General features: G+C 63.7%; 20 protein-coding genes. 13 read left to right on the top strand and 7 right to left on the bottom strand.

Annotated features, from left to right (window positions below):
• Positions 1 to 497 precede the first annotated feature (497 nt).
• Positions 498 to 1,115, top strand: coding sequence for a dTMP kinase (locus CCOS865_RS20675; RefSeq protein WP_119144290.1), 618 nt, complete (start codon positions 498 to 500; stop codon positions 1,113 to 1,115).
• Between the two features lie 130 nt (positions 1,116 to 1,245).
• Here the strand turns inward: CCOS865_RS20675 and CCOS865_RS20680 are convergent, their stop codons facing one another.
• Positions 1,246 to 1,710, bottom strand: coding sequence for a hemerythrin domain-containing protein (locus CCOS865_RS20680; protein ID WP_119144292.1), 465 nt, complete (start codon positions 1,708 to 1,710; stop codon positions 1,246 to 1,248).
• A gap of 176 nt (positions 1,711 to 1,886) precedes the next feature.
• Between CCOS865_RS20680 and CCOS865_RS28225 the strand changes: the two genes are divergently transcribed.
• Entirely contained in the window at positions 1,887 to 2,054 is a 168-nt protein-coding gene (locus tag CCOS865_RS28225; RefSeq protein WP_167469086.1) for a hypothetical protein, read from the top strand.
• A gap of 30 nt (positions 2,055 to 2,084) precedes the next feature.
• On the opposite strand, the gene CCOS865_RS20685 is transcribed toward CCOS865_RS28225, so the two are convergent.
• From CCOS865_RS20685 to CCOS865_RS20710, 6 genes are all read right to left on the bottom strand, one after another.
• Complete coding sequence (locus CCOS865_RS20685) at positions 2,085 to 2,942, bottom strand: SDR family oxidoreductase (RefSeq protein WP_119144294.1); 858 nt, start codon at positions 2,940 to 2,942, stop codon at positions 2,085 to 2,087.
• Between the two features lie 36 nt (positions 2,943 to 2,978).
• Positions 2,979 to 3,518 (bottom strand): type 1 glutamine amidotransferase domain-containing protein, encoded by a 540-nt coding sequence (locus tag CCOS865_RS20690; protein WP_119144296.1) that lies wholly within the window; start codon positions 3,516 to 3,518, stop codon positions 2,979 to 2,981.
• Between the two features lie 166 nt (positions 3,519 to 3,684).
• Positions 3,685 to 4,962: an OprD family porin gene (locus CCOS865_RS20695; RefSeq protein WP_119144298.1), complete on the bottom strand. Its 1,278-nt coding sequence runs from the start codon at positions 4,960 to 4,962 to the stop codon at positions 3,685 to 3,687.
• Between the two features lie 32 nt (positions 4,963 to 4,994).
• Positions 4,995 to 6,332 (bottom strand): MFS transporter, encoded by a 1,338-nt coding sequence (locus tag CCOS865_RS20700; protein ID WP_119144300.1) that lies wholly within the window; start codon positions 6,330 to 6,332, stop codon positions 4,995 to 4,997.
• Between the two features lie 231 nt (positions 6,333 to 6,563).
• A complete protein-coding gene (locus tag CCOS865_RS20705; RefSeq protein WP_119144302.1) occupies positions 6,564 to 7,640 on the bottom strand; it encodes an aromatic ring-hydroxylating oxygenase subunit alpha in 1,077 nt (358 codons plus the stop codon).
• A 41-nt stretch (positions 7,641 to 7,681) separates the two neighbouring features.
• Entirely contained in the window at positions 7,682 to 8,635 is a 954-nt protein-coding gene (locus tag CCOS865_RS20710) for a PDR/VanB family oxidoreductase (RefSeq protein WP_119144304.1), read from the bottom strand.
• Between the two features lie 290 nt (positions 8,636 to 8,925).
• Here CCOS865_RS20710 and CCOS865_RS20715 point away from each other — a divergent pair, with 290 nt between their 5' ends.
• The 11 genes from CCOS865_RS20715 (at position 8,926) to CCOS865_RS20765 (ending at position 22,980) form a co-directional block, all read left to right on the top strand.
• Positions 8,926 to 9,396, top strand: a complete 471-nt coding sequence (locus CCOS865_RS20715) for a MarR family winged helix-turn-helix transcriptional regulator (RefSeq protein ID WP_119144306.1) — start codon at positions 8,926 to 8,928, stop codon at positions 9,394 to 9,396.
• Between the two features lie 262 nt (positions 9,397 to 9,658).
• Positions 9,659 to 11,338, top strand: a complete 1,680-nt coding sequence (locus CCOS865_RS20720) for a DUF1302 domain-containing protein (protein ID WP_119144308.1) — start codon at positions 9,659 to 9,661, stop codon at positions 11,336 to 11,338.
• A gap of 12 nt (positions 11,339 to 11,350) precedes the next feature.
• A complete protein-coding gene (locus CCOS865_RS20725) occupies positions 11,351 to 12,715 on the top strand; it encodes a DUF1329 domain-containing protein (protein WP_119144310.1) in 1,365 nt (454 codons plus the stop codon).
• 58 nt (positions 12,716 to 12,773) lie between these two features.
• Positions 12,774 to 13,862: a WD40/YVTN/BNR-like repeat-containing protein gene (locus tag CCOS865_RS20730; protein ID WP_119144312.1), complete on the top strand. Its 1,089-nt coding sequence runs from the start codon at positions 12,774 to 12,776 to the stop codon at positions 13,860 to 13,862.
• Positions 13,863 to 13,866: 4 nt separating this feature from the next.
• Entirely contained in the window at positions 13,867 to 16,290 is a 2,424-nt protein-coding gene (locus CCOS865_RS20735; RefSeq protein ID WP_119144314.1) for an efflux RND transporter permease subunit, read from the top strand.
• Positions 16,283 to 17,479, top strand: coding sequence for an MFS transporter (locus CCOS865_RS20740; RefSeq protein WP_119144316.1), 1,197 nt, complete (start codon positions 16,283 to 16,285; stop codon positions 17,477 to 17,479). Before CCOS865_RS20735 ends, CCOS865_RS20740 begins: the two co-directional genes overlap by 8 nt.
• An 81-nt stretch (positions 17,480 to 17,560) precedes the next feature.
• The gene (locus CCOS865_RS20745) at positions 17,561 to 18,553 is read left to right on the top strand and encodes a fumarylacetoacetate hydrolase family protein (RefSeq protein WP_119144318.1); all 993 of its coding nucleotides are present in this window, start codon (positions 17,561 to 17,563) and stop codon (positions 18,551 to 18,553) included.
• Complete coding sequence (locus CCOS865_RS20750) at positions 18,544 to 19,524, top strand: NAD-dependent epimerase/dehydratase family protein (RefSeq protein WP_119144319.1); 981 nt, start codon at positions 18,544 to 18,546, stop codon at positions 19,522 to 19,524. Before CCOS865_RS20745 ends, CCOS865_RS20750 begins: the two co-directional genes overlap by 10 nt.
• 11 nt (positions 19,525 to 19,535) lie before the next feature.
• Complete coding sequence (locus CCOS865_RS20755; RefSeq protein ID WP_119144320.1) at positions 19,536 to 20,324, top strand: cyclase family protein; 789 nt, start codon at positions 19,536 to 19,538, stop codon at positions 20,322 to 20,324.
• Positions 20,321 to 21,979 carry an arylsulfatase gene (locus CCOS865_RS20760; protein WP_119144322.1) on the top strand — a complete coding sequence of 553 codons (1,659 nt, stop codon included), beginning with the start codon at positions 20,321 to 20,323 and terminating at the stop codon, positions 21,977 to 21,979. The genes CCOS865_RS20755 and CCOS865_RS20760 overlap by 4 nt, the downstream gene beginning before the upstream one ends.
• Positions 21,976 to 22,980: a formylglycine-generating enzyme family protein gene (locus CCOS865_RS20765; protein ID WP_244216149.1), complete on the top strand. Its 1,005-nt coding sequence runs from the start codon at positions 21,976 to 21,978 to the stop codon at positions 22,978 to 22,980. The genes CCOS865_RS20760 and CCOS865_RS20765 overlap by 4 nt, the downstream gene beginning before the upstream one ends.
• Positions 22,981 to 22,983: the final 3 nt, after the last annotated feature.

Genomic DNA, 22,983 nt, shown 5'->3' on the forward strand with positions numbered 1-22,983 from the left:
CACCTATCAACCTATTTGCATTCCATCCAACGCTCACTGTCGGACTTCAGTATTTCTGGGGCCGCTACGCGCCCCTTTCGCGACACAAGGCCGCTCCCACAGGGACGGTGTCGTTCAGTACCTGCCGCGCTTGGATAGGCTGTGAGCAACACCGCCGCCTCGGGTGGGAGCGGCCTAGTGTCGCGAAAGGGCTGCGCAGCAGCCCCAGCGAGTTCAAGCCAGGCGCGACGTCACTCACTGCGCGAGCCTATGAATCCAAAGGTGCGCAAAAGCGCGATAGCGGCAATAAAGAGTACAGATGTTCTCTTTTACCCCAAGCTAGACAGCTCAGCGTTCCGCAATGGCTAGAGAGTTACCTGTCTATGCATCGTCATGGCAGGTAGAGTACTTACCTGAGCCTGTTCGCAACGACCCTCAACTCGATTCGCCCGGTCGCCCAAAGTGGCTCCAGCGACCGAGCCGGGCAACCAATCCGCTTATCACTCGTTGTCCGAAAAATGAATCGTCCGCTGTTTGTTTCTGTTGATGGGCCGAAGGGAACCGGCAAAACCACGCTCTTGGAAGCCGTAACGCACGCACTGAGGGCAGACAAGAAAACGGTCATCCGCCTTTCCGAGCAAAAAAGCGATCCGTACCGGGCTGAAACAATGGCCTTGGTGAACAAGCTCGCCAGGCATCCCTGTCATGACTTGGAACTGGCGGTGTGTGAGCGCTTTGCGGATAGCCGTGCCTGGATTACCCAGCATGTGCTGCCCAAGCAGCCAGCGGGCAGCATCATCCTGATCGATCGCTGGTACCCGTCCGATGCCGCGTTCCGCCGAACAGTCCCGTTTGCAGAAATCCTCCAGTTGAACCTCGCACGCAACGTGCGCGTGCCAGATCTCCATGTCGGCGTTGTCACGGCTCCTGAAATTTCATGGGCGAGGGCGGCGGCACGTACGCGTGGGCTGAGCAGTACGGTGATGTACAAGCTCGAAGAGCAGGTTGCGTCTACCCAGGCGTTCGAGCGAGCCGCGGCGGATCACGGCTGGTTCCTGTGCCGTAATGAAGGGACGATCGAGGACGCGACGAGGCAGGTGGTTGGCGAAATTCATCGAGTGCTTTTCGCCGACTAGCAGCTGTAACGGCCATGGCCGGCCATTCCAGAAATTCGATCCAGTTCACCGTCAACACCAGCCTTGTCCAGTTAACGCAGTGGGCGCCTGCCAGACTGGCGGATGCCGTATCCGGCAAGGCGCGCTTGATTCAAGCGGCCCGCTGCTCGCTCTTGAGCAGCTTTTTCTGCGCTTCCATGGCCATCCCCAGTTGTTCCAACTGGTCTTTGCCCAGCAGTTTCTTCGCCGTGGGGAACAGCTCGCCTTCCTCTTCCTCGATGTGATGCTCAAGCAGTTCTTTCATCACCTTGAGCCGTCCGGCGAATTCGAGCGTGCCGGTGTCGGTGTGGAGCAAATCCGGGAGCACCAATGAATCGACCGTGCGGTGCTCTTCCTTCGCTTCGTAATACATCTTCGCTTCTTCCTTGCCGCCGGCCTGTTTGATCGCCGGGTAAAGGATGTCCTCTTCCAATGCGGTATGGATTTGCAGTTCCTGGTCAATCCGATGCAGCAGCTCGGCGCGCTTCTTGACGGCACGCTCCGTGGTCGCGGAGAGCTCTTCCAGCAGCTTCTTCACCAGCTTGTGGTCCTGCATCAGCAGATCGATGGCATTCATGGCGGCACCTCGTCGCGGGAGAGTAAATACTGACTTCCATGGGGTTGAGTCGGCCGTGCGCGGCAGGGTTCAACGATTACGATGGTTGGTAAGGTGACGCCTGTGACCTGAACTTTGTTGCCGTCGCTGCCATCACTCTATTGAAGGTGAATTCGAACACACAGAGGAGCGTGGCGATGAAGAAGCACAGCGATAGTGGCGACGCCAAGACACAGACGCCGTCGAACACGCAGGGTGAAGAAGAGCGTGACAATGATGCGCATCGACCAGACGGCTCATCAGGCACTGCTCATGACTCGACCGCCCAGAAAACGGCGCGGCAAGAGCCTCAGAAGAAGCGCTGAGGCCCGCGAAGCGAGCCCCGTCCATAGCGCTCAAAGGATGGGTTTGCCCCCGGTGACGGCATAGCGCGAGCCGGAGATGTAGCTGGCTTCATCGGACCCGAGCAGGACATAGATCGGGGCGACTTCCACCGGTTGCCCTGGCCGACCCATTGGGTAGCCTGAACCGAAGTTCCTGACCGCCTCATCCGGCATGGTGGCGGGGATCAACGGCGTCCAGATCGGCCCGGGTGCAACGCTGTTGACGCGGATGCCTTGTTTGGCCAGCAACTGCGCCAGGCCTGCGGTGAAGTTGGCGATGGCGCCTTTGGTGGCCGCGTAAGCCAGGAGGCTGGGCGAAGGGTCATCGGAGTTGACCGAGCTGGTGTTGATGATCGAGCCGCCTTTGGGCATCGACGGCAACGCCCGTTGGCAGATGCGGAAGATGGCGGTGATGTTGGTGTCGAACGTCTTCACCCACTCGTCATCGTCGATCTCGTCCAACGTCTCGTGGGCCATCTGAAAGGCAGCGTTGTTGACCAGGATGTCGATGCGCCCGAACTGTGCCACGGTCTTGTCGACGATGTCGTAGCAGTGCTGTTTGTGCACCAGGTCGCCGGGCAGCAGGAGGCACTGGCGGCCTGCGGCTTCGACCCAGCGTGCGGTTTCCTGCGCATCTTCGTGCTCGTCGAGGTAGGCGACGGCAACGTCTGCGCCTTCCCGGGCATAGGCGATCGCAACCGCCCGGCCGATGCCGCTGTCGGCGCCGGTGATCAACGCGATCTTACCCGCGAGCCGATTGTTGCCGGTGTACGTCTGTTCGCCACAGTCCGGGTACGGCTCCATCTTGCGTTGCGAGCCTGGAACGCTCTGCGGTTGGGAGGGGAAGGGAGGCGTAGGGTAGTCGTTCATGCCAAGAGCTCCTGTAGTTGAGGACGTGGTGCACACTCAGCCTGCCAGGGCTCTGATCAACTGCTCATTGAAGGCCGGAATATCATCGGGCTGGCGGCTACTGATCAGGTTGCCGTCGACCACGACCTGCTCATCCACCCATGTGGCGCCAGCGTTGCGAATATCGTCCTGCAAGGTCTTGTAGCTGGTCATCCGCTTGCCTTTGACCAAGCCACTGGACACCAGCAGCCAGCCACCATGGCAAATCACCGCCAGGGGCTTGCCGGCTGCAGCATGGTTTTTCACCAGTTGTTGCGCGCCGGGGATCAAGCGAATCGTGTCAGAGTTTTGCACGCCGCCGGGCAGCACCAGCGCATCGTAGAGGTCGCGCTGGGCACTTTCGAAGGTTGCATCCACGGCGAACGCGTCGGCCGGCTTGTCGTGGTTCCAGCTGCGTACGGTGCCTTCGTCGTCACTCAGGATATCGACCACCGCGCCGTGTTGCTCCAAGGCTTCACGTGGACCGGTGAGCTCCACTTGCTCGAAACCATCCGTGACCAGAAAGGCCACGCGCTTGCCATTCAGTTGGGCACTCATTGTTTGCTCTTCCTTTTATCGATAGACCTCTTAGAAGGGGCCTGCGACCAATAGGCAAAGTTCCTGTGCGACGCTCAGCGGTTCGCGCTAGCGGCGCAGCGTGGCAAACGGGTGGGGACAAACCTGACCCTATCAGTCGGACCGAGCTGCAGCAGCGCCGCCTCAGCTACCAGACCTTGAAGGTGTAGTCGACATTCACACGGGTCTCGTTAGCGCTGCGAAACGTCGATGCGCCGCTCTGGTTGTTTCGATAGAAGGCGTGCCGCAGACGCAGGCTCAGCCCCTTGGCTGGGCCGGCCTGGATCACGTAGCCCAGCTCCAGGTCCTTGGACGACTCATTGAGATTGCGCCCACCCAGGTGCGGCAGATCTATATTGCTGCCGTTCAGATAGCGGACCATGCCGGTCAGTCCGGGAACCCCCATGGCAACGAAGTTGTAGTCATAGCGGGCGACCCATGTGTTTTCTTTAGGGTTGACGAAGTCGGCACTCATGGCGCCGTCGCTGAGCACTGCCGGTTCGCCGCCGGCAATATACGCCATGGCTGTATCGCCTGACTGATACATGTAGCCGAGCCCTAGCGTGTGTGCGCTGACCTGGTAGCTCAGCATCAGGCCGGTGTTGCGGTTGTCGACCCTGCCAGCCTGGGCCTGGCCACTGTCCCGGCTGTCGAAATGCCTCAAGTCCATTTTCACCGTGCCTGGCCCTAGCGGAACCGTCTGCACAACCCCAAGGAAGTCCTGGGTGTAGATGTTCCTCAGCTCGGCATGGTAGTAGCGCAGGGTCGAGGTGTCTGACCAGCGGTAGTCACCGCCAATGAAGGCGAAACGCTCCGACATCGCGCCGGCTTTGAAGCGACCATTGGGCGACGCCAGCGCTATGGGTTGGTAGTTGGTGGAATCCCGCAGGTTGACCCGGTCCATGCGCCCGCCATGCAGGGTCAGTTGTTCAATGTCATCGCTAACCCCATAGACACCGCGAAAGGACTGCGGCAACAGCCGAGCGGGGCTGGCGGTGATGACGGGAAGTGCCGGAAACTGCGTACCGATCGACAACCGGGTTTGGGAAAGCCGGGCCTTGAATGTAGCGCCGAGCTCCGAATAGTCATCTTTGGCCTCGCGTGTCTGCGGGTCAGTGGGCAACAGTTGGGTCCCGCTACGGGCGGCCGACGAATCGAGCTTCAGCCCCACCAGACCTGTGAGGTCGAGGCCGAACCCGAGCGTGCCTTCGGTGAACCCCGAGTGGGCCCTGAGGATAAAGCCCTGAGCCCACTCGCGCGCGGCGGGATAGGTGCTGGGGCCTTTGAAGTCACGGTCCAGGTAGTAGTTGCGGGTCGTCAGGGTGACGTTGGCGTCCTCCACTAACGCGGCGTGGGCCATACCGCAGGCACAGGTTGCCAGCACGCCCGGCGCGTAGCACCAGGCAAATCGATAATTTCTCTGCATCGGGTTCGCCTTTCAACGTCAGTGGGCTGTGGTCACTCAGTGGCTACGGCGGTCTGTAGCGGTTGTCCGCGTTGCAGTCGTAGCAACCCGATCGCAAGGGCGGCCAGAACAAACGAGAAAGAGAACAGCAGATAGAGATCAGCCGGTTGCCAATGGGCATCGATCAGTCGCCCGGCGACAAGGGGAGAAAGAATGGCACCCGCCCGCCCGATGCCGATTGCGCAACCCAGGCCTGTGACACGTTGCGTCGCGTCGTAAACGGCCGGTGTCAGGGCATACAGGCCCGCAACGCAACCGTTGACGAAGACCCCGATGACCAGCACCAGGAGCAAGGTAAGGTTGAGGTTGGCGGTCAGTTTGACAAACAGCGCCAGCAGCACTGCGTTGGTCAGCATGTACACCAGCAGAATGCGCGACAGGCGGAACCGCGCAGCCAGCAAGCCCACCAACGCGGTACCGAAGATGCCGCCAACGTTGAGCAGGACGCCGCCGGTAATCCCTTGCTGGTTGGACAGGCCCGCCGAGACCAGCAGACGTGGTGTCCAGCTCATCACGAAGTAGAAACCGAACATCACCAGGAAGAACGCCGTCCAGATAAGCAACGTGGAACGCAGCAGGCCAGGTGAGAAAAGCCTCGAGAACGTAACGTTGAGAGGGGTGCCGCTCTTGTCGCTGGCGAGCGGCAACTCGCTCACCGGCGCCAGGCGAACGCGCAGCAGGAGGTGGTTGATTCTTGCCAGGGCATCATGCGGCTGCCGTGCAATCAGGAACGCCAGGGATTCCGGTAGCCAGATGAACAGTATCGGCAAGGCCGCCAGCGTGGCCGTGCCCCCGTACAGGAACACCGAGCGCCAGCCTAGCGCAGGGATCAGCTGGGCGGCGATCAGCCCGCCGATGGTTGCACCCAGGGCATAGGCAGTCGCTTGCAGGCTGATGGCAAGCCCCCTCCAGCGCTTGTTGGCATACTCGCCAGCAATTACGTAACTGCTGGCCAGGATCCCGCCGATGCCCAGGCCGGTGACCAGTCGCAGTCCTGCCAGCACCTGCGGTGAGCCCGCTTGCGAGGAGGCCAGCATGCCGAGCCCGGCGACGGTGACACAGCACAATATCAGCGGGCGGCGGCCAAAGCGGTCAGCCCACGGTGCAATAAGCAATGAGCCCAGCGCCATGCCGATCAGGCCCGCGCTGAGCAGGTAGCCGAGCTGGATGCCGGAGAGCCCCCAGTCGGCCGACACTGAAGCTGCGGTGAAGGCCATTACCAGGACGTCGAACCCATCCAGCATGTTGATCAGAAAGCACAGCGAGATCACGCCCCACTGAAACCTGACCATGGTTTTTTCGTCCATCTGTTGCCCGATCGACTGGTTCATGACGTCAGGCTCCAAGGGCAACGCGGGAATGGGGGGCGGTAGATCGCGCAGCCGCGGCTGCGCAGAATGGGTGAGCAATACATGTCGATACCTTTTTATTGTTTTGATCAGTGGCGCATGCAAAGCGGCTCGGTAGGAGCCGGGGGGCTGTCGTTGACAGCCCCGATCAGGGTTCAGGTCGCGCTGAAGATTGTGCAGGGGGCCGCGCGTTGCGCCGGTGCGCCCCCGTGCTCAGCAAGCGGCCTGGCGAAGCTGCTCGATGATCCGCCGGGCACGGTTGGCGCCGACATCGACGTGGATGTCGATCATCGGCCGCGTGCCGAAGCGGCACATGTTCTGGTACTGCGCCTCGATGACCACCTTGTCTTCGTCGAAGGTCAGGATGGTCTGCTCGATGACCTTGGCCTTGACGGCTTCCGGGTCGCTCTTGGGGTTGGTGGCCATGGTCCAGAAATAGTGGCTGGTGGTTTCCGTTTCTGGGGTCACGCCATGAAAGCCGCGCATGTGGAAACCGCCACGGTCCGGGTTGTTCAAGTCATCCGTGCCGGCGTCCACCGCACCGGTCCAGATGCGCAGGTGGCTCACATGGAATTCGATCTCCTGCCAGCGGTCGACGTTGCCGCTGAACGGGTAGGCGGCGGTGTAGGTGGGCGGCGGAACTGACCCTGGCATATGCCGAACGACGCGCACCACGTTGTCGTCACTTTCGACGCTCATCTGCGCATTCATGTGGATGCTGGCATTGCCACCGATGGTGCGCAGGTGCACATAGCCGAGGTGGCTGAGGTCCATGAGGTTGTCATGGATGAGCTGGTACGGGGCGTCATAGTGGTACACGTCGCCGTCGAACAGGTACTTGCCCGAGCTGTGCACGTCATAGATCGGCGGCTCACAGGTCGGAACCGGGTGCGCTGGGCTGGCGAACCAGATCCAGACGATCTGGTCCTGCTCGCGTACGTGATAGGCAGGCACTCGGGCCTTGCTGGGGATCTTGTCCTGGCCAGGGATTTCGATGCATTTGCCGTCGTCGTTGAACAGCAGTCCGTGGTAACCGCAGCGGATCCCGCCGCCCTCCAAGGTGCCATTGGACAGCGGCAGCGCTCGGTGGCAGCAGCGGTCTTCCAGGGCCGCCACTTGCCCGTCCGCGGTCCTGAACAGCACCACTGGTTTGCCCAGCAATGTTCGCCCCAAGGGCTTGTCCTTGAGCTCCCAGCCCAGGGCTGCGACGTACCATTGGTCGAGCGCAAAGCCGGGTACGGCGGCAGGCGCTATATCGTGGGCGAGTGGTTGTGCAGGGGATGGACTCATGGCGTTCTCCAGGGGGCGCGATTGGCGTTCTTGTTGTGGGTTCACAGGTCGAGTACCAGGCGTTGCGAGCGGGCACGCGAACAGCACGGGGTAAAGCGGTCGTTGGCGGCGTGTTCGGCCGTGGTCAGAAACTGATCCCGGTGGTCTGGCAGACCCTCCAGGACACGCGTGACGCAGGTGCCGCAGACGCCCTGCTCGCAGGACGACTGGATGTCGATACCGGCTTCGTCCAGTACCTCGAACACCGTCCGGTCGGCAGGAATGCTGAACACCCGGCCAGAACTGGCCAGTTGCACCTCGAAGGCCAGGTTGCTGGCCGGGTCAACCGCAGTAGCGGCGAAGAACTCCCTGTGCACGCAGGCGTCTGCCCAACCGGCTTGCTGCGCTGCGTCCAGCAGATAGGTCATGAACCCACCCGGGCCGCAGACGTAAAGGTGGGTACCTGGGGCAGGGGTTGCGAGCAGGTGGTGGGCGTCGAGTTTTTGCGCCTGCGCACCGCTGTCATCATGCAGCACGATGCAATCAGCGAAGGGCGCCAGCCTGAGCATTGGCAGAAACGCCGCACGATCAGTTGAGCGGAAGCAGTAATGCAACTCGAACGCGGCGCCGCGGTTGAACAGCTCGTAGGCCATGGCCAGGATCGGCGTGATGCCGATGCCGCCGCCGAACAGCAAGTGCCTGGCGGCGCCAGGGTCCAGTGCGAACAGGTTGCGTGGCGCGCTGATGCTGAGCGCTTGGCCTTCTTGCACCTGCTCATGCATGGCGACCGACCCGCCACGCGAGCCTGGGTCTTTGAGCACGCTGATCAGGTAACGGTGACGCTCCTGCGGATCGTTGCACAGGGAGTACCGACGGGTAAGGCCCTCGGCGATGTGAACATCAATGTGCGCGCCGGCGCCGAACGCGGGCAGCGCACGGCCGTCTGCGGCGGCCAGTTCGAAGCTGCAGATGCCTTCGGCTTCCTTGGCTTTGCGAATGACGTTGACCTGAAGCATGACTTCTCCCTCCACAGTGAAGTGGCAGATAAAAAACGGTAGTGGCGAACGGCAGTGCAGCGGGCTGATCAGCCCAGTGCGAGCCCAGGGCGCAGAGGGGAGGGGGGTGGCGGATCGGAGGCGACAATCGGGACGGTATTCATGAGCAAGGCCTGATAATTGTTTTTGTGGGTTGGACGGCGGCATATCATGCGGGTAATCGCCCGCAACGCTCGGTTGAGGAAATCCTCGGTTCATTTAGTTGCGGTGTCAACTAGTTTCCTGAAACGCTGACTGCAGGTACCCGCTTGATGTCCGATCACGACCAATTGAACCTGGCCCGCTATGTCCCGGGCTTGCTGACGTTCCTGGCCAACAAGCTGGCTACAGGTGCTTCACTCTGCTATCGCAAACATTTTGGTATCGGCGTGGTGGAGTGGCGGATGTTGTCGATGCTGGCCGTCGAAAGCGACATCACCGCCAATCGGATCTGCCAGGCCATCGGCCTGGACAAGAGCGCGGTGAGCCGCTCGTTGCAGACGCTCGAAGCGGCGGGTCGCGTGCGCAGCCAGGTCGACCCGAAAGATGCACGCAGCTACAGCGTCAGCCTGACCGAGGCCGGCAAGGCGTTGCATGACCGGGTCCTGAAAGTGGCCATGGAGCGGGAACGGCGCTTGCTCAGCGGGCTGTCGGCGGCTGAGGTGGATACCCTGGTAGATTTGCTTGGGCGTTTGCATGCTCAGGTCCCCTACGTCAACGACTACGAGCCTGTCGAAGGCTGACAGCCGCGCTCCCTCCCTTCCTCCTGCCTGCCCGCACCCCGCGAAGCGATGCCTGCCCCTAGGTATCGCGATTGCCGATAGGTCACATCCCAACAAGCGATTAGTCAGATCTCAGCGCTGAGGTCAACCTCTGCCCGTCGTCCAGCCTTTTCTGCGGGACGACCCCACCTCGGCACTTCGACCTATCGGTCTGGGTCGCCTAACCCGGCCGTAGGTGGCAGCTAGGTATTGCCAACAAAAACAATAAAAGAGGGTCTGTTCGATGGCTATCCGCCCTATCGCCGCCTTGCGGCGTGCGCCCTTCACCCTGACGCTCGCCGGTGCGCTGGTGTCGGGCCTCCCTAGTGCCCAGGCGTTCGAGATATCGACAGGCAGCCCTGATCTGAGCCTGCGCTGGGACAACACACTCAAGTACAGCTCGGCTTGGCGCTTGAAAGACCAGAGCAGCAGGCTCGCCAGCGACAGCGTGGCGCGCAACCAGGACGATGGTGATCGCGCCTTCGACAAGGGGCTGATCTCCAACCGCCTGGATATTCTCTCCGAGCTGGACATCGGTTACCGCGAAGTGGGTGCGCGCCTGAGCGGCGCCGGCTGGTTCGACACCGAGTACCAGAAAGACAACGACAACAATGATGCCGGCCGCGCCAACGCGCGCTCGGTCGCCTACGACCAGTTCACCGACGACACGCGGCACCTGCATGGCGGCGATGCCGAGCTGCTGGATGCCTTCGTCTACTGGAACGGCGATGTGGCTGACAGGGCGCTGTCAGTCCGTCTCGGTCGTCACGGGCTGATCTGGGGCGAAAGCCTGTTCTTCGGCGCCAACGGCATCGCTGGCGGCATGGCGCCGGTCGACGTGGTCAAGGCGGTGTCGGTGCCCAACACCCAGTTCAAGGAGATCACCCGCCCGGTCAGCCAACTGTCCACCACCTATCAATTGACCGAGGCGCTCTCGGTCGGCGCTTACTACCAGTTCGAATGGGAAGAGACCCGGCTGCCGGGTGCCGGCAGCTACTTCTCGGCCAGCGATACCATCGGCGAGGGTAATGAGCGGCTGGTGGTGGGGGCGCCGTTCCCGGCGTTTCTCGGCGGCAACGCCGACAGCCCGGCGGCGTTCTTCCATGGCAACGACAAGGAGGCCAAGAGCTCCGGCCAGGGTGGGCTGCAGCTGCGCTACACCGCTGACACGGTGGAGTACGGCCTGTATGCCATCCAGTACCACGACAAATCGCCGAAGCTGTACCTCAAACCGAGCGCCACCGGGCCGAACTTCAGCTCTGGCCAGATCGGCGAGTACTACTGGGTGTACCCGGAAAACATTCGGGCATTGGGCGCAAGCTTCGCCACCACCGTAGACGAATTCAGTTTCGCCGGTGAGGCCTCGATGCGCTGGAACATGCCGCTGGTCTCCAATGGCCAGACGGTGACGCCGGGCCTGCTCGCCGACAACGACGATCACCCACTGTACGCCGTCGGGCGTACTGCGCACCTGAACCTCAACATGCTCGCGTCGCTGGGCCCTTCGTTCATTTCCAGGGAGTCCAGCCTGGTGGCGGAAATTGCCTGGAACCGCCTGCTCGAGGTGACTAAAAACCGCCCGGCGCTCGACCCGAGTGCCACCGACGACGGTGTCGGCATCAAGGTGGTCTACACCCCGACCTATCGCCAGGTATTCGCCGGCATCGACCTGAGCGTGCCGATCGGCGTCAGCTACTTCCCGATGGGCAAATCGGCGGTCGTCAGCACCTTTGGTCCGGATCGCGGCGGTGACATCAACATTGGCGTCAGCGCCACCTACCTTGACCGGGTCACGTTCGGCCTGACGTACACCCACTACTACGGCCCGGAGGATACCAACCTCAACGCGGCCTCCCAGTTCACCTTCAAACAAACACTGAAAGACCGGGATTACCTGGCCTTCTCGGTTAAAACAACATTCTGAGGGGACTCGCGCATGACCATTCCTTTCTCACTCAAGACCTTTTGCGTAGTGCTTGCCAGGGTTGCCACACTCAGCCTGCAGACGGTGCAGGCCGCCACGCCGGACGACCTGGGCAAGCAACTTACCCCGTTTGGCGCCGAGCGCGCCGGCAATGCCGACGGCAGCATCCCGGCCTGGAACGGGGGGTACACCAAGGTTGACCCCGCCTTCAAAGAGGGCGGCAGACGCAGTGATCCGTTTGCGGGTGACAAGCCGCTGTTCAGCATCACGGCGAAGAACCTCGACCAGTACGCGGCCAAGCTGAGCGATGGCACCCAGGCGATGTTCAAGCGCTATCCGGACACCTACCGCATTGACGTCTATCCCACGCACCGCAGTGCGGCCGCGCCGCAATGGGTGTATGACAACACGCTGAAAAATGCGCACAGCGCCAAGCTTGTGCAGAGCAGCGCCGGGCTGGTGCCGGAAGGCGCCTATGGCGGTATCCCGTTCCCGATCCCCAAGGACGGCACCGAGGCCATGTGGAACCACGTGCTCAACTGGCGCGGCACCTCGCTGGCCATGGATTTCCGCCACTACCTGATGACGGCTGACGGTGCCCCGGTGATGACCACCGACGGCAAGGCCGTGCAAGAGATGCCCTACTACTACCAGGAGGGTAGCGCGGCCACCTTCGACGGCGACTACTGGCTGTTCCGCTTGCTCAACGTCGGCCCGGCACTGCGGGCTGGTGAGCAGATTCTGGGACGCACCAACATCAATGGTGACAAGTCCCAGGCGCACGTCTACCTGACCGGGCAGCGCCGCGTGCGCAAGCTGCCCAATGCCTGCTGCGATACGCCGACGCCGGCCACGGCGGGGGTCATGTCGTTCGATGAGCTGAGCGTGTTCCAGGGGCGTCTGGATCGCTTCAACTGGAAACTGGTGGGCAAGCAGGAGATGTATATCCCCTACAACACCAACAAGGTGCAGGCCGCCGGCAAGCCTGAAGACCTGTTCGCCAAGCATCACCTGAACCCCGATCAGGTGCGCTGGGAGCTGCACCGTGTCTGGGTGGTGGAAGCCGACCTGGCGCCAGGCAAGCGTCACCAGTTGCCCAAGGGCCGCTATTACCTCGATGAAGACACCTGGCAGGCCATGCTCGGCGACCGCTGGGATGCCAACGGCCAGTTGGCCAAGACGCTCTGGTCGCTGCCAGCGGTACTGCCTGATCTGCCAGCTGTGGCGCAGTTGTCCTCGGGTTTCTACGACCTGGTCTCCGGCGCCTGGTTCATCCAGAACGTCTACACCGGCAAAGCCCAGCAGTACGCCGTGGTCGATCGCCTCAAGCCCGCCGAGTTTTCGCCTGCCGCCATGGCCGGTCGTGGCGTGCGCTGACCGCATGCAGGGGAGGGCGCAGGTCGCCCTCCCGCTGAGCAATTGATTCGAGGTGAACATGAACAGAACGCGTCAGTTGAGTGGCCTGCTGTTGGCCCTTGTCCTGCCGATTGCGCCGTATTGCATGGCCCAGAGCCTGGTGGTGGGTGAGGTGTTGCAGAGCCCTGCGGCGATGGTGCCCAACCCACAACGTGCGGTGTATACCGCCATCGCCCGTGCGGGTGAGCGGCTAGTCGCAGTGGGTGAGCGTGGGCTGATCCTGCTGTCGGATGATAACGGTCAGCAGTGGCGTCAGGCAGAGGTCCCGGTATCGGTAGGGCTGACGGCGGTGCAGTTTGCCAATGCCGAATGCGGCTGGGCGGTCGGCCACGCCGGCGTGGTGCTGGCGACCCGTGATGGCGGCCAGCACTGGACGCTCCAACTGGACGGCCGCCGCGCCGCACAGCTTGAACTGGACGCCGCGCAGCAGGACCTGGCGGACAACCCTGACAGTGATGCCGGCCAGGCCCGGGTGGAGACTGCCGAGCGCGTGCTCGCCGAACCTGCGGACAAACCGTTCCTGGCCTTGCTGGTGAGCGATGCGCGCCAGGTGTTGGTGGTGGGTGCTTATGGCTTGGCCATGCGCACCGATGATGCCGGCGTCAGCTGGCGCTCGACGATGGGCCAGATCGACAACCCGATGGGCTTGCACCTCTACGCTGCTGCGCGGCAGGGCACTGCCTGGCTCCTGGCCGGGGAGCAGGGCTACCTGGCGCGGGCGGCTGAAGGTGGGCGTTTCGAGCAACTGCCCAGCCCTTATGCGGGGACCTTCTTTACCCTCACCCGGCGCGCCGACGACGCCGTTGTGCTGGGCGGCCTGAACGGCAACGCGTTTGTGCTGGCAGCCGATGCCCAGACGCCTGAAGCGCTGCCGCTGCTGGCCCCGGTGTCGTTTACCGACGCCACCGCGCTGAGTGACGGGCGCGTGCTGATGGTCAACCAGGGGGGCGGCCTGTTCGCCAGCTCTGGCAAGGGTTTCAGCGCTGTTCTCGAACCTTTGCGCAAGCCGGTCTCGGCTGTGGTTCAGGCGGTCGATGGCAGCCTGGTATTTGCCGGCTACACGGGCCTTACGCGCCTGTCGCAGCCCGCCGTTTCCGCTTCGGAGTGAGTTTATGAATTGCGCCAGTCATCCCGCGCCTGCCGGCCCGCAAGCCTTTGATCCCCGCTCGGGCTCACTGATCGAAAGGGCCCTGTTCAACCATCGGCATTGGGTCTTGCTGCTGTGCCTGCTGACCACTGCATTACTCGGCTGGCAGTCGGCCCGGCTTGAGCTCAATGCCAGTTTCGAGAAGATGATCCCTACCGGGCATCCGTACATTGCCAACTACCTGGACAACCAGAAAGAGCTGTCAGGCCTGGGCAACGCGTTGCGGGTCGCCGTCGCCAACCGCAAGGGTGACATTTACGACGCCGACTACCTGCGTAGTTTGCAGGCCTTGAGCGACAGGATCTACCTGCTGCCAGGGGTTGACCGCGCGTACATGAAGTCGCTATGGACGCCGGCCACGCGCTGGGTTTCGGTGACCGAAGACGGCCTGGACGGCGGCCCGGTGATCCCCGACGACTACGAGGGCAGTGCCGCATCGCTGGCAGACCTGCGGCGCAATGTGCAGTTGTCCAACGAGATTGGCCAACTGGTGGCCTTCGACCAGCGCTCAAGCATCATCCAGGTGCCGCTCCTGACCCACACGCCGGACGGCCAGCCGCTGGATTATGCGGTGCTGTCCAAGCAGCTGGAGGCGCTGCGGGACGAGTACCAGAGCGACAGCGTCGACATCCACATCACCGGTTTCGCAAAAAAAGTCGGTGACCTGATCGAGGGCCTGGAGCAGATCCTGCTGTTCTTTGCGGTGGCGATCCTGATCACCACCGTGGTGCTCTACGCCTACACCCGCTGCGTGCGCAGCACCCTGCTGGTGGTGGTGTGCTCGCTGGTGGCGGTGGTCTGGCAACTCGGCCTGCTGCCATTGCTGGGGTTTGAGCTTGATCCGTACTCAGTGCTGGTACCGTTTCTGGTGTTCGCCATCGGCATGAGCCATGGCGCGCAGAAGATGAACGGCATCATGCAGGACATCGGCCGCGGCATGCACCGCCTGGTCGCGGCGCGCTTCACCTTCCGCCGGCTGTTTCTCGCAGGTCTCACGGCCTTGCTCTGCGATGCGGTCGGTTTCGCGGTCCTGATGATCATCCAGATCCAGGTGATTCAGGACCTGGCGATCATTGCCAGCATTGGCGTAGCGGTACTGATCTTCACCAACCTGATCCTGCTGCCGGTGCTCCTCTCGTATGTCGGCGTCAGCCCGCGGGCGGCGCAATTGAGCCTGCGCAGCGAGCGCGCCGAGCGCGATGGGCAGGCCCGTCATGGTTTCTGGCGCTTCCTCGACCTGTTCACCCGCAAGCCCTGGGCGGGCGTGTGTGTCGCGCTCAGCCTGGTGCTGGCGGGGCTGGGGTTCATGGTCAGCCTGCACCTGGCGATCGGCGACCTCGATGCCGGCGCGCCGGAGTTGCGCGCCGACTCACGGTATAACCAGGACGACGCGTTCATGACCCGCAGCTACGGGGCCAGCAGCGACCTGTTCGCGGTCATGGTGCGCACCCCGGCCGGTGCCTGCTCACGCTATGACGTGCTGCGCAAGGTGGATGAGCTGGACTGGCAACTGCGCAGCCTGCCAGGCGTGGATTCGACCAATTCGCTGGCACTGCTCAACCGCCGAATGATGGTCGGGCTCTCCGAGGGCAGCCCCAAGTGGTACGAGCTGCAGAACAACCAGGCGATGCTCAACATGATCACCGCCAGCGCGCCGCGCGGGCTCTATAACGAGTCGTGCAGCCTGCTTACGCTGTATGTCTACCTGACCGATCACAAAGCCGAGACCTTGACCCGCCTGGTGGAGCATGTCGAGGCGTTCGCGGCTGCCAACGACACCGACCAAGTGCAGTTCTTGATGGCCGCCGGCAGTGCCGGGATCGAGGCGGCGACCAATATCGTGGTCAAGGACGCCAACCGCGAGATGCTGTTCTGGGTCTACGGTGCGGTGATCCTGTTGTGCCTGGTCACCTTCCGCTCCTGGCGCGCGACCCTGTGTGCGGTCATCCCGTTGATGCTCACCTCGATCCTCTGCGAGGCGTTGATGGTCGCCCTGGGTATCGGCGTCAAGGTCGCCACCTTGCCGGTGATCGCGCTTGGCGTGGGCATCGGTGTCGACTACGCGCTGTATGTCATGAGCATCATGCTCGGTCACCTGCGTCAGGGTGCCAGCCTTTCAGATGCGTACTACCGGGCGCTGGTGTCCACCGGCAAGGTGGTGATGCTGACGGGTGTGACGCTGGCGATCGGGGTCGGCACCTGGATCTTCTCTCCCATCAAGTTCCAGGCCGACATGGGCGTGCTGCTGGCCTTCATGTTTGTCTGGAACATGGTCGGCGCGTTGCTGCTGCTGCCGGCACTGGCGCACTTCCTGTTGCAGTCCGAGGGCCGCCGTGGAGCCGGGCAGACAGCGCCGCAAACCCCCTCCGGAGTAACTGCACATGCGTGATGAACGTAAACCTGGATGGCCGCAATCGCTGCTCCTGCTGCTGGGCAGCTGCCTGCCGGTACTCGGCGCAGTGTTGCTGGCACCGGTCCTGCCGCGGATGCAGGCGCATTTTGCCGACACGCCCGCTGCGCAATTGCTGGTGCCGATCAGCCTGACCATTCCCGCACTGATGATTGCGCTGTTGGCGCCCTTTGCCGGGGTGATTGCCGATCGGGTCGGGCGCAAGCCTTTATTGCTCGGCTCCATGCTGCTCTACAGCGTGTTCGGCCTGATGCCGCTGTGGCTCGAGTCGCTGCCGGCGATCGTGGCCAGCCGGGCCGGGCTTGGGCTGGCGGAGGCGGGGATCATGACCTGCTGCACCACGCTGATTGGCGACTATTACCAGGGGGCGCGGCGTGAGCGACTGTTCGCCTTGCAGATGGTCTGCACTTCACTTTCGGCAGCGCTGTTCATCGCCGTCGGGGGCGCGTTGGGTCAGGACGACTGGCGCACACCCTATGTGCTGTATGGCATCGGCCTGCTGTTGTTGCCACTGATGGCCGGTTTGCTTTGGGAACAGAAAGCCGTTGAAGCGGCGGCTGCCCCTGCGGTGCAGGGTGGTCTGCCCTGGCTGGCCCTGCTGCCGTTGTATGCGTTCAGCGCGTTGGCCGGGATCAGCCTGTTCATCGTGCCGGTGCAGGCAGGGTTTCTCCTCGGCCTGCTGCACGTCGACTCCCCTCAGCACGTTGGCATGGTCATGGGCGCCAATCAGCTTGGCGTGCTGATCGGCGCACTGAGTTTCCGCCTGCTGGGGCGCGTCGCCAAGCCGTACCTGCTGCTGCTCGCATTTGCCGTTGCCGGCAGTGGCGGGCTGTTGATGGCCGTGGCGGGCAACCCGTTGTGGTTGACCCTTGCGGTACTGATCAATGGCCTTGGCATCGGCCTCATGCTGCCCACGCTGATCACCTGGGTCATGGCCCAGGCCAGCTTCGCTCAACGCGGTCGCGCGACGGGCGGCTTTACCGCCGCGCTGTTCGCGGGCGAATTCATCAGCCCACTGGTGGTCCTCGGGCTCAGCCAGGGTGACCCCCTGCAACTCACCGATGCCCTGGCGCAGGTCGCGCTGGCGCAACTGGTGCTGGCATTGGTCTGCCTGACCCTGCCGAGGCTGTTTCGTCCACTGGCCACGCCGGCACCGTCCGCCCGCTGAAGGCGTGGTGGCAAACACTCACAACGGAGTCTCCATGCACACACGTTTCCCTTTCACACGCGCCCCGCAGGAGGTGCCGCAATGAAACTGGCAACTCTGGCCGACGGCAGCCGCGACGGCCGCTTGCTGCTGGTATCACGTGATCTGACCCGCGCGGTGAATGCGGCGGACATCGCCCCCACCTTGCAGGCGGCGATCGAACGCTGGACAGAGGTGGAAGCCCCCCTGCAGGCGCGCTACCAGGCGCTCAATGGCGGTGGGTTGCCTGGCGCATTCGGGTTTGACCCGGCCCAGCTCATGGCGCCGCTGCCGCGCGCCTGGCAGTGGCTGGACGGCTCGTGTTTTCTCAGCCATGGCGAACTGATGCAGCGCGCGTTCAACCTGGCGCCCATCGAAGGTGTCGAGCACACCCCGCTGATGTACCAGGGCGCAGGGGATGATTTTCTCGGCCCGCGCCAGCCGATTGCCTTGCCCAGCGAAGCACACGGTATCGATTTCGAAGGCGAGTTCGCCGTGCTGGTGGACGACGTGCCGATGGGCTGCACTGCCGAGCAGGCGTTGAAGCACGTGCGCCTGGTGCTGCAGGTCAACGACGTCAGCCTGCGTGCGCTGGCGCCGCGGGAGATGAAGACCGGCTTTGGTTTCATCCAGGCGAAGTCGTCATCCAGCTTCGCTCCCGTGGCGATAACACCGGACGAATTGGCCGAAGACTGGCACGAAGGACGCGTCCAGCGCCCCTTGGAAGTCAGCTGGAACGGCAAGTGGTTTGGCCATCCGCACGGCGGCGCGATGCATTTTGGCTTCCATCAGTTGATCGCCCATGCGGCGCTGACACGGCGCCTGCACGCGGGCACCGTGATTGGCTCGGGCACCGTCTCCAACGCCGACCGCAGTGTCGGCTCTGCCTGCATCAGCGAGCGCCGGGCGATCGAGATGATCGAGCACGGCGCCGCGCGCACCGGCTTCATGCGCTTTGGCGACACGCTGCGCATGGAGGCCCGCAGCCGCGATGGCACGCCGTTGTTCGGTGCCATCGAACAACAGGTGGTGCAGGCAGTTTCGCCATGCGTGTGATGGTCACCGGCGCGGCGGGCTTTCTCGGCCGCCTGCTGGTGCAACGTCTGCTGACACAGGGCCTGTTGCGCGGGCAGAGCATCGAGACCCTGGTCCTGCTTGACCACCAGTTACAGGGGTTCCCGGACGACCAGCGCTTGCGTCCCCTGTGCGCAAGCATCACCGAGCCGGCGCTGTTACGCCGTGCATTGGCTGATGGCGTCGACGTGGTATTCCACCTGGCGAGCATCGCCGGCGGTGCGGCAGAACAGGACTATCGCCTGGGTCAGCAGGTCAACCTGGCGGCCAGCCTGGAGCTGCTCGAACAGTTGCGCGACAGCCACAGGCCGCCGGTGCTGGTGTATGCCAGCAGCATTGCGGTGTATGGCTCCGGGCTGCCCGCACGCATGGGCGAGCACGCTGCGACGCATCCCGAGCTGTCTTACGGGACGCACAAGCTGATGGTCGAATCACTGCTCAGCGATCTCAGCCGGCGCGGTGACATCGACGGCCGCGCCTTGCGCCTGCCAGGCATCGTTGCCCGGCCGGGCGCCTCCAGCGGCTTGCGCTCGGGCTTCATGAGCGAGCTGCTGCACGCCTTCGCCAATGACCAGCCCTACCAGTGCCCGGTATCGGCGCAGGCCTGCGCCTGGTGGATGTCGGCTGCGCGCTGCGTGGACAACCTGCTGCACGCCGCCGAGCTGCGCCACCTGGGCGCACAACGGGTCTGGCAACTGCCGGTGCTGCACCTGGCCATTGGCGAGGTGGTCGATGCCCTGGCCGAAACCTTCGGCCAGGCACGTCGCGCCCTGGTCAGCTACCAGCCCGATGCCGAACTGGAGGCGCTGTTCGGGCGCTTTCCACCGTTGAGTACACCGCAGGCGCGCGCTTGCGGCTTTCGCCATGACGGCACCGCCCTGGCGCTGGTACGTCACGCCTTGAACCTCACCCAACCGCCGCGCCGCGTGCGCGCGCCCCTTGAAAACGCCTGAGAGCAAATGCCATGACCCCGACTCGCAAACGCCGCCTCGTCGACCTTTCCGTAACCCTCGATAACAACCCCTACACCGACCCGCCGCCGTTGTTGCCGAAGATCGATTACATGGATCACCAGCAGGGCTGGCCAGAGATGGCTGCGATGTTCCCAGGCTTGAGCATGGACCAGTTGCCCGGGCAGGAGTCCTGGGCCGCGGAGCGGCTGTCGATCACCACCCACAGCGGCACGCACATGGATGCCCCTTGGCACTATGCCTCGACCACCGACGGCGGCAAGCCGGCCTTCGGTATCGATGAACTGCCGTTGGAGTGGTGCCTGCAGCCTGGGGTAAAGCTCGACTTTCGCGCATTGCCCGACGGCCATGTGGTCAGCGCCGCGCAAGTGCACGCTGAGCTTGAACGGATTGGTCACGACCTGCAGCCGCTGGACATCGTCCTGGTCAATACCCGAGCCGGCAGCCTGTTTGGCCAACCGGGGTATCTGGATGCTGGCATCGGCATGGGCCGCGAGGCGACCCTGTACCTGCTCGAGCGCGGCGTGCGTGTGGTCGGTACCGATGCCTGGAGCTGGGACGCGCCTTTCAAGTACACCCGCGAACGCTTCGCCCAGAGCGGCGATGCGGCAATCATCTGGGAAGGGCACAAGGCCGGGCGCGATATCGGCTACGGGCAAATGGAGAAACTGGCCAACCTCGACGCCTTGCCAAGCAGCGGCTTCATGGTGTCGTGCTTCCCGTACAAGATCCGCCACGCCTCCGCAGGCTTCGTCCGCGCCGTGGCCATCTTCGAAGAATGAACAGAGGAGGTGCACGCGTGCGTTTTCCGTTTCTACTCGCGGCTTTGGCCTGCATCGTAGCGCAGGGCGCCGGGGCCGCCGAGCGCCCCAACATCCTGCTGATCGTCGCCGATGACCTGGGCTATTCCGACCTTGGGGCCTTTGGCGGCGAAATCTCCACGCCCAACCTGGACCGGCTGGCGGCGCACAGCCTGCAACTGACCCAAATGTACGCCGCGCCAACGTGCTCCCCGACCCGGGCCATGCTGATGTCCGGCACCGACAATCACCTCGTTGGGCTCGGCAGCATGGCCGAAGGCTTGCAACCGTTCCAGCGCGGCAAGCCTGGCTATGAGGGCTACCTCAACGAGCAGGCCCATTCGATTGCCGAGTTGCTGCGTGACGGGGGTTATCGCACCAGCATGGTGGGCAAATGGCACCTGGGCCTGGCACCGGAGCAAGGTCCGGACCGGCGTGGGTTCGAGCAGTCGTTCACCTTGCTCGAAGGCGGCGGCGTGCACTTCAAGCCCCCGGCTGACCCGAGCAGCAAGATCGCCCAGCTCAGCTACCGAGAGAACGGCAAGCCGGTCCAGTTGCCCGACGACTTCTATTCCAGCGACTTCTACACCGACAAGCTGCTGGCCTTTCTGCAAAAAGGGCAGGGCAGCGACACGCCGTTTTTCGCCTACGCCGCCTACACCTCGCCGCACTGGCCACTGCAGGCGCCGGAGGCGTACCTGGACAAGTACCGCGGGCGCTATGACGCCGGCTACGACCCTGTGCGCCTGGCGCGCATCACGCGGATGCGCGAGAAGGGCCTGTTGCCGGCCGACTTCGTGCCTGCCGCGCCCCTGCCAATCACCCCCGCGTTGCCGGGATGGGCGCAGTTGAACCCCGAGCAACGCCAGGTCGAGGCGCGCAAGATGGAAATCTATGCCGCCATGGTCGACAACCTCGACCACAACATCGGCCGCTTGCTGGATTACCTCGAACGCAGCGGGCAGTACGACAACACGCTGATCGTGTTCATGTCCGACAACGGCGCTGCTGGCGAGCACCACGAGCAGTTCTACCCACCGGGGCCGGACACTGACAACCGCCTGGAAAACCTCGGTCGACGCGGCTCACAGGTCGATTACGGCCCGCGCTGGGCAGAAGTCAGCGCAGCCCCGTGGCGCCTGTTCAAAGGGACTACCGCCGAAGGCGGGATCAGCGTGCCGGCCATTGTCCACCTCCCCGCCAGCCTGCACCGTCAAGGCCTGGAGCGCTCGGTGGCACGGGTAGACGACCTGGCGCCGACCTTTCTCGCCTTGGCCCAGGTGGCCGACCCGGGCAACGAGTATCAGGGCCAGCCAAAGCACCCGATCACAGGGCGCTCGATGCTGCCGGTGTTGCAGGGCGAGGCCGGGGCGCCACCCGTGCTGGCGGGCGAACTGTTTGGCGGCCTCTACTACCGCGAAGGCAATCTCAAGCTGCTCGGCTTGCGGCCCTGGGCGAAGCCCGGCGAGGCGCCGCAACCGCTGCGCTGGCAGCTGTTCGATCTGGACCGCGACCGGGGCGAGGTGGACGACTTGTCATCCCGTGAGCCGCAGACCCTGGAGCGCTTGAAACAGGCTTGGCAAGCCTATGCGCAAAAAGTCGGCGTGGTCAGGCCACCGCAGGCGCCAACACCGTGAAGCGGGTTGGCATCGCCCTTGGCTGCCTGGGCGTGCTGGTGCTGGCAGGTATCCTCAGCGGGACACGTACGTCGCCGCCGCTGGGCAGTGTGGCCGGTTGCCAAGCCTACAACGGCTTGCCGGCGGGCTGGCAGAGCAACCCGCAGGCGGGCATGCTGCACATTCGTGGCGGGCGCTTTACACCGGGTAGCGGCGCGGGTTACCCGGATGAACGGCCGCTGGCAGCGGTGGCCATCGAAGACTTCTGGATCGATCGCACCGAAGTCACGCGTGCCCAGTTTGCCGCGTTCGTCAGCGCCACCGGCTACCTGACCGACGCTGAACGGGCGGGCGCCGCCGCGGTGTTCAGGGTGCCAGGCGACAACCCCGCCAGTGCGTCGCCGTTGCCCTGGTGGCAGTACCTCAAAGGCGCCAACTGGCGCTATCCAGACGGTCCGAATGGCCCGGCAGCAGTGCTCGACCAGCAGCCGGTGACCCAGGTCACCCTGGCCGACGCCCAGGCCTACGCACAATGGCGCGGTAACACGTTGCCGAGCGAGGCCCAGTGGGAGTATGCCGCCCGCGCTGGGGGCGACTCGCAGCGCCTGGGCGAAGAACCGCGTGATGCCCACGGGCGCCCTGTCGCCAATTACTGGCAGGGGATCTTTCCGCTGACCAATGATGCCGAGGATGGTTTTGCCGGTCTGGCGCCCGTGGGCTGTTTCGCCGCCAACGATCTTGGCCTGTTCGACATGATCGGCAACGTCTGGGAATGGACCACCGATGTTCAGCGAGGCCTGCTCATCAGCCATGCCAACGGCGACCCTGGGCTGTTGCGCGGGGCGTCGGGCCAGCCCGGTCCACGCATCATCAAAGGCGGCTCGTTCCTTTGTGCCACCTCCTATTGCGCACGTTACCGCGCCGCCGCACGCGAGCGGCAGGACGCTGACCTGGCCACCGCCCATGTCGGCTTTCGCACCGTTCGCCTGATCACGGCCCCCGACTCTACCCAACCGGAGTGAATC

It is taken from the genome of Pseudomonas reidholzensis (genome assembly GCF_900536025.1).
GTDB classification, from domain to species: domain Bacteria; phylum Pseudomonadota; class Gammaproteobacteria; order Pseudomonadales; family Pseudomonadaceae; genus Aquipseudomonas; species Aquipseudomonas reidholzensis.

Coding starts and splice junctions, on each gene's coding strand:
- CCOS865_RS20675 (WP_119144290.1), top strand. CDS start 498: ATGAATCGTCCGCTGTTTGTTTCTGTTGATGGGCCGAAGGGAACCGGC.
- CCOS865_RS20680 (WP_119144292.1), bottom strand. CDS start 1,710: ATGAATGCCATCGATCTGCTGATGCAGGACCACAAGCTGGTGAAGAAG.
- CCOS865_RS28225 (WP_167469086.1), top strand. CDS start 1,887: ATGAAGAAGCACAGCGATAGTGGCGACGCCAAGACACAGACGCCGTCG.
- CCOS865_RS20685 (WP_119144294.1), bottom strand. CDS start 2,942: ATGAACGACTACCCTACGCCTCCCTTCCCCTCCCAACCGCAGAGCGTT.
- CCOS865_RS20690 (WP_119144296.1), bottom strand. CDS start 3,518: ATGAGTGCCCAACTGAATGGCAAGCGCGTGGCCTTTCTGGTCACGGAT.
- CCOS865_RS20695 (WP_119144298.1), bottom strand. CDS start 4,962: ATGCAGAGAAATTATCGATTTGCCTGGTGCTACGCGCCGGGCGTGCTG.
- CCOS865_RS20700 (WP_119144300.1), bottom strand. CDS start 6,332: ATGAACCAGTCGATCGGGCAACAGATGGACGAAAAAACCATGGTCAGG.
- CCOS865_RS20705 (WP_119144302.1), bottom strand. CDS start 7,640: ATGAGTCCATCCCCTGCACAACCACTCGCCCACGATATAGCGCCTGCC.
- CCOS865_RS20710 (WP_119144304.1), bottom strand. CDS start 8,635: ATGCTTCAGGTCAACGTCATTCGCAAAGCCAAGGAAGCCGAAGGCATC.
- CCOS865_RS20715 (WP_119144306.1), top strand. CDS start 8,926: ATGTCCGATCACGACCAATTGAACCTGGCCCGCTATGTCCCGGGCTTG.
- CCOS865_RS20720 (WP_119144308.1), top strand. CDS start 9,659: ATGGCTATCCGCCCTATCGCCGCCTTGCGGCGTGCGCCCTTCACCCTG.
- CCOS865_RS20725 (WP_119144310.1), top strand. CDS start 11,351: ATGACCATTCCTTTCTCACTCAAGACCTTTTGCGTAGTGCTTGCCAGG.
- CCOS865_RS20730 (WP_119144312.1), top strand. CDS start 12,774: ATGAACAGAACGCGTCAGTTGAGTGGCCTGCTGTTGGCCCTTGTCCTG.
- CCOS865_RS20735 (WP_119144314.1), top strand. CDS start 13,867: ATGAATTGCGCCAGTCATCCCGCGCCTGCCGGCCCGCAAGCCTTTGAT.
- CCOS865_RS20740 (WP_119144316.1), top strand. CDS start 16,283: ATGCGTGATGAACGTAAACCTGGATGGCCGCAATCGCTGCTCCTGCTG.
- CCOS865_RS20745 (WP_119144318.1), top strand. CDS start 17,561: ATGAAACTGGCAACTCTGGCCGACGGCAGCCGCGACGGCCGCTTGCTG.
- CCOS865_RS20750 (WP_119144319.1), top strand. CDS start 18,544: ATGCGTGTGATGGTCACCGGCGCGGCGGGCTTTCTCGGCCGCCTGCTG.
- CCOS865_RS20755 (WP_119144320.1), top strand. CDS start 19,536: ATGACCCCGACTCGCAAACGCCGCCTCGTCGACCTTTCCGTAACCCTC.
- CCOS865_RS20760 (WP_119144322.1), top strand. CDS start 20,321: ATGAACAGAGGAGGTGCACGCGTGCGTTTTCCGTTTCTACTCGCGGCT.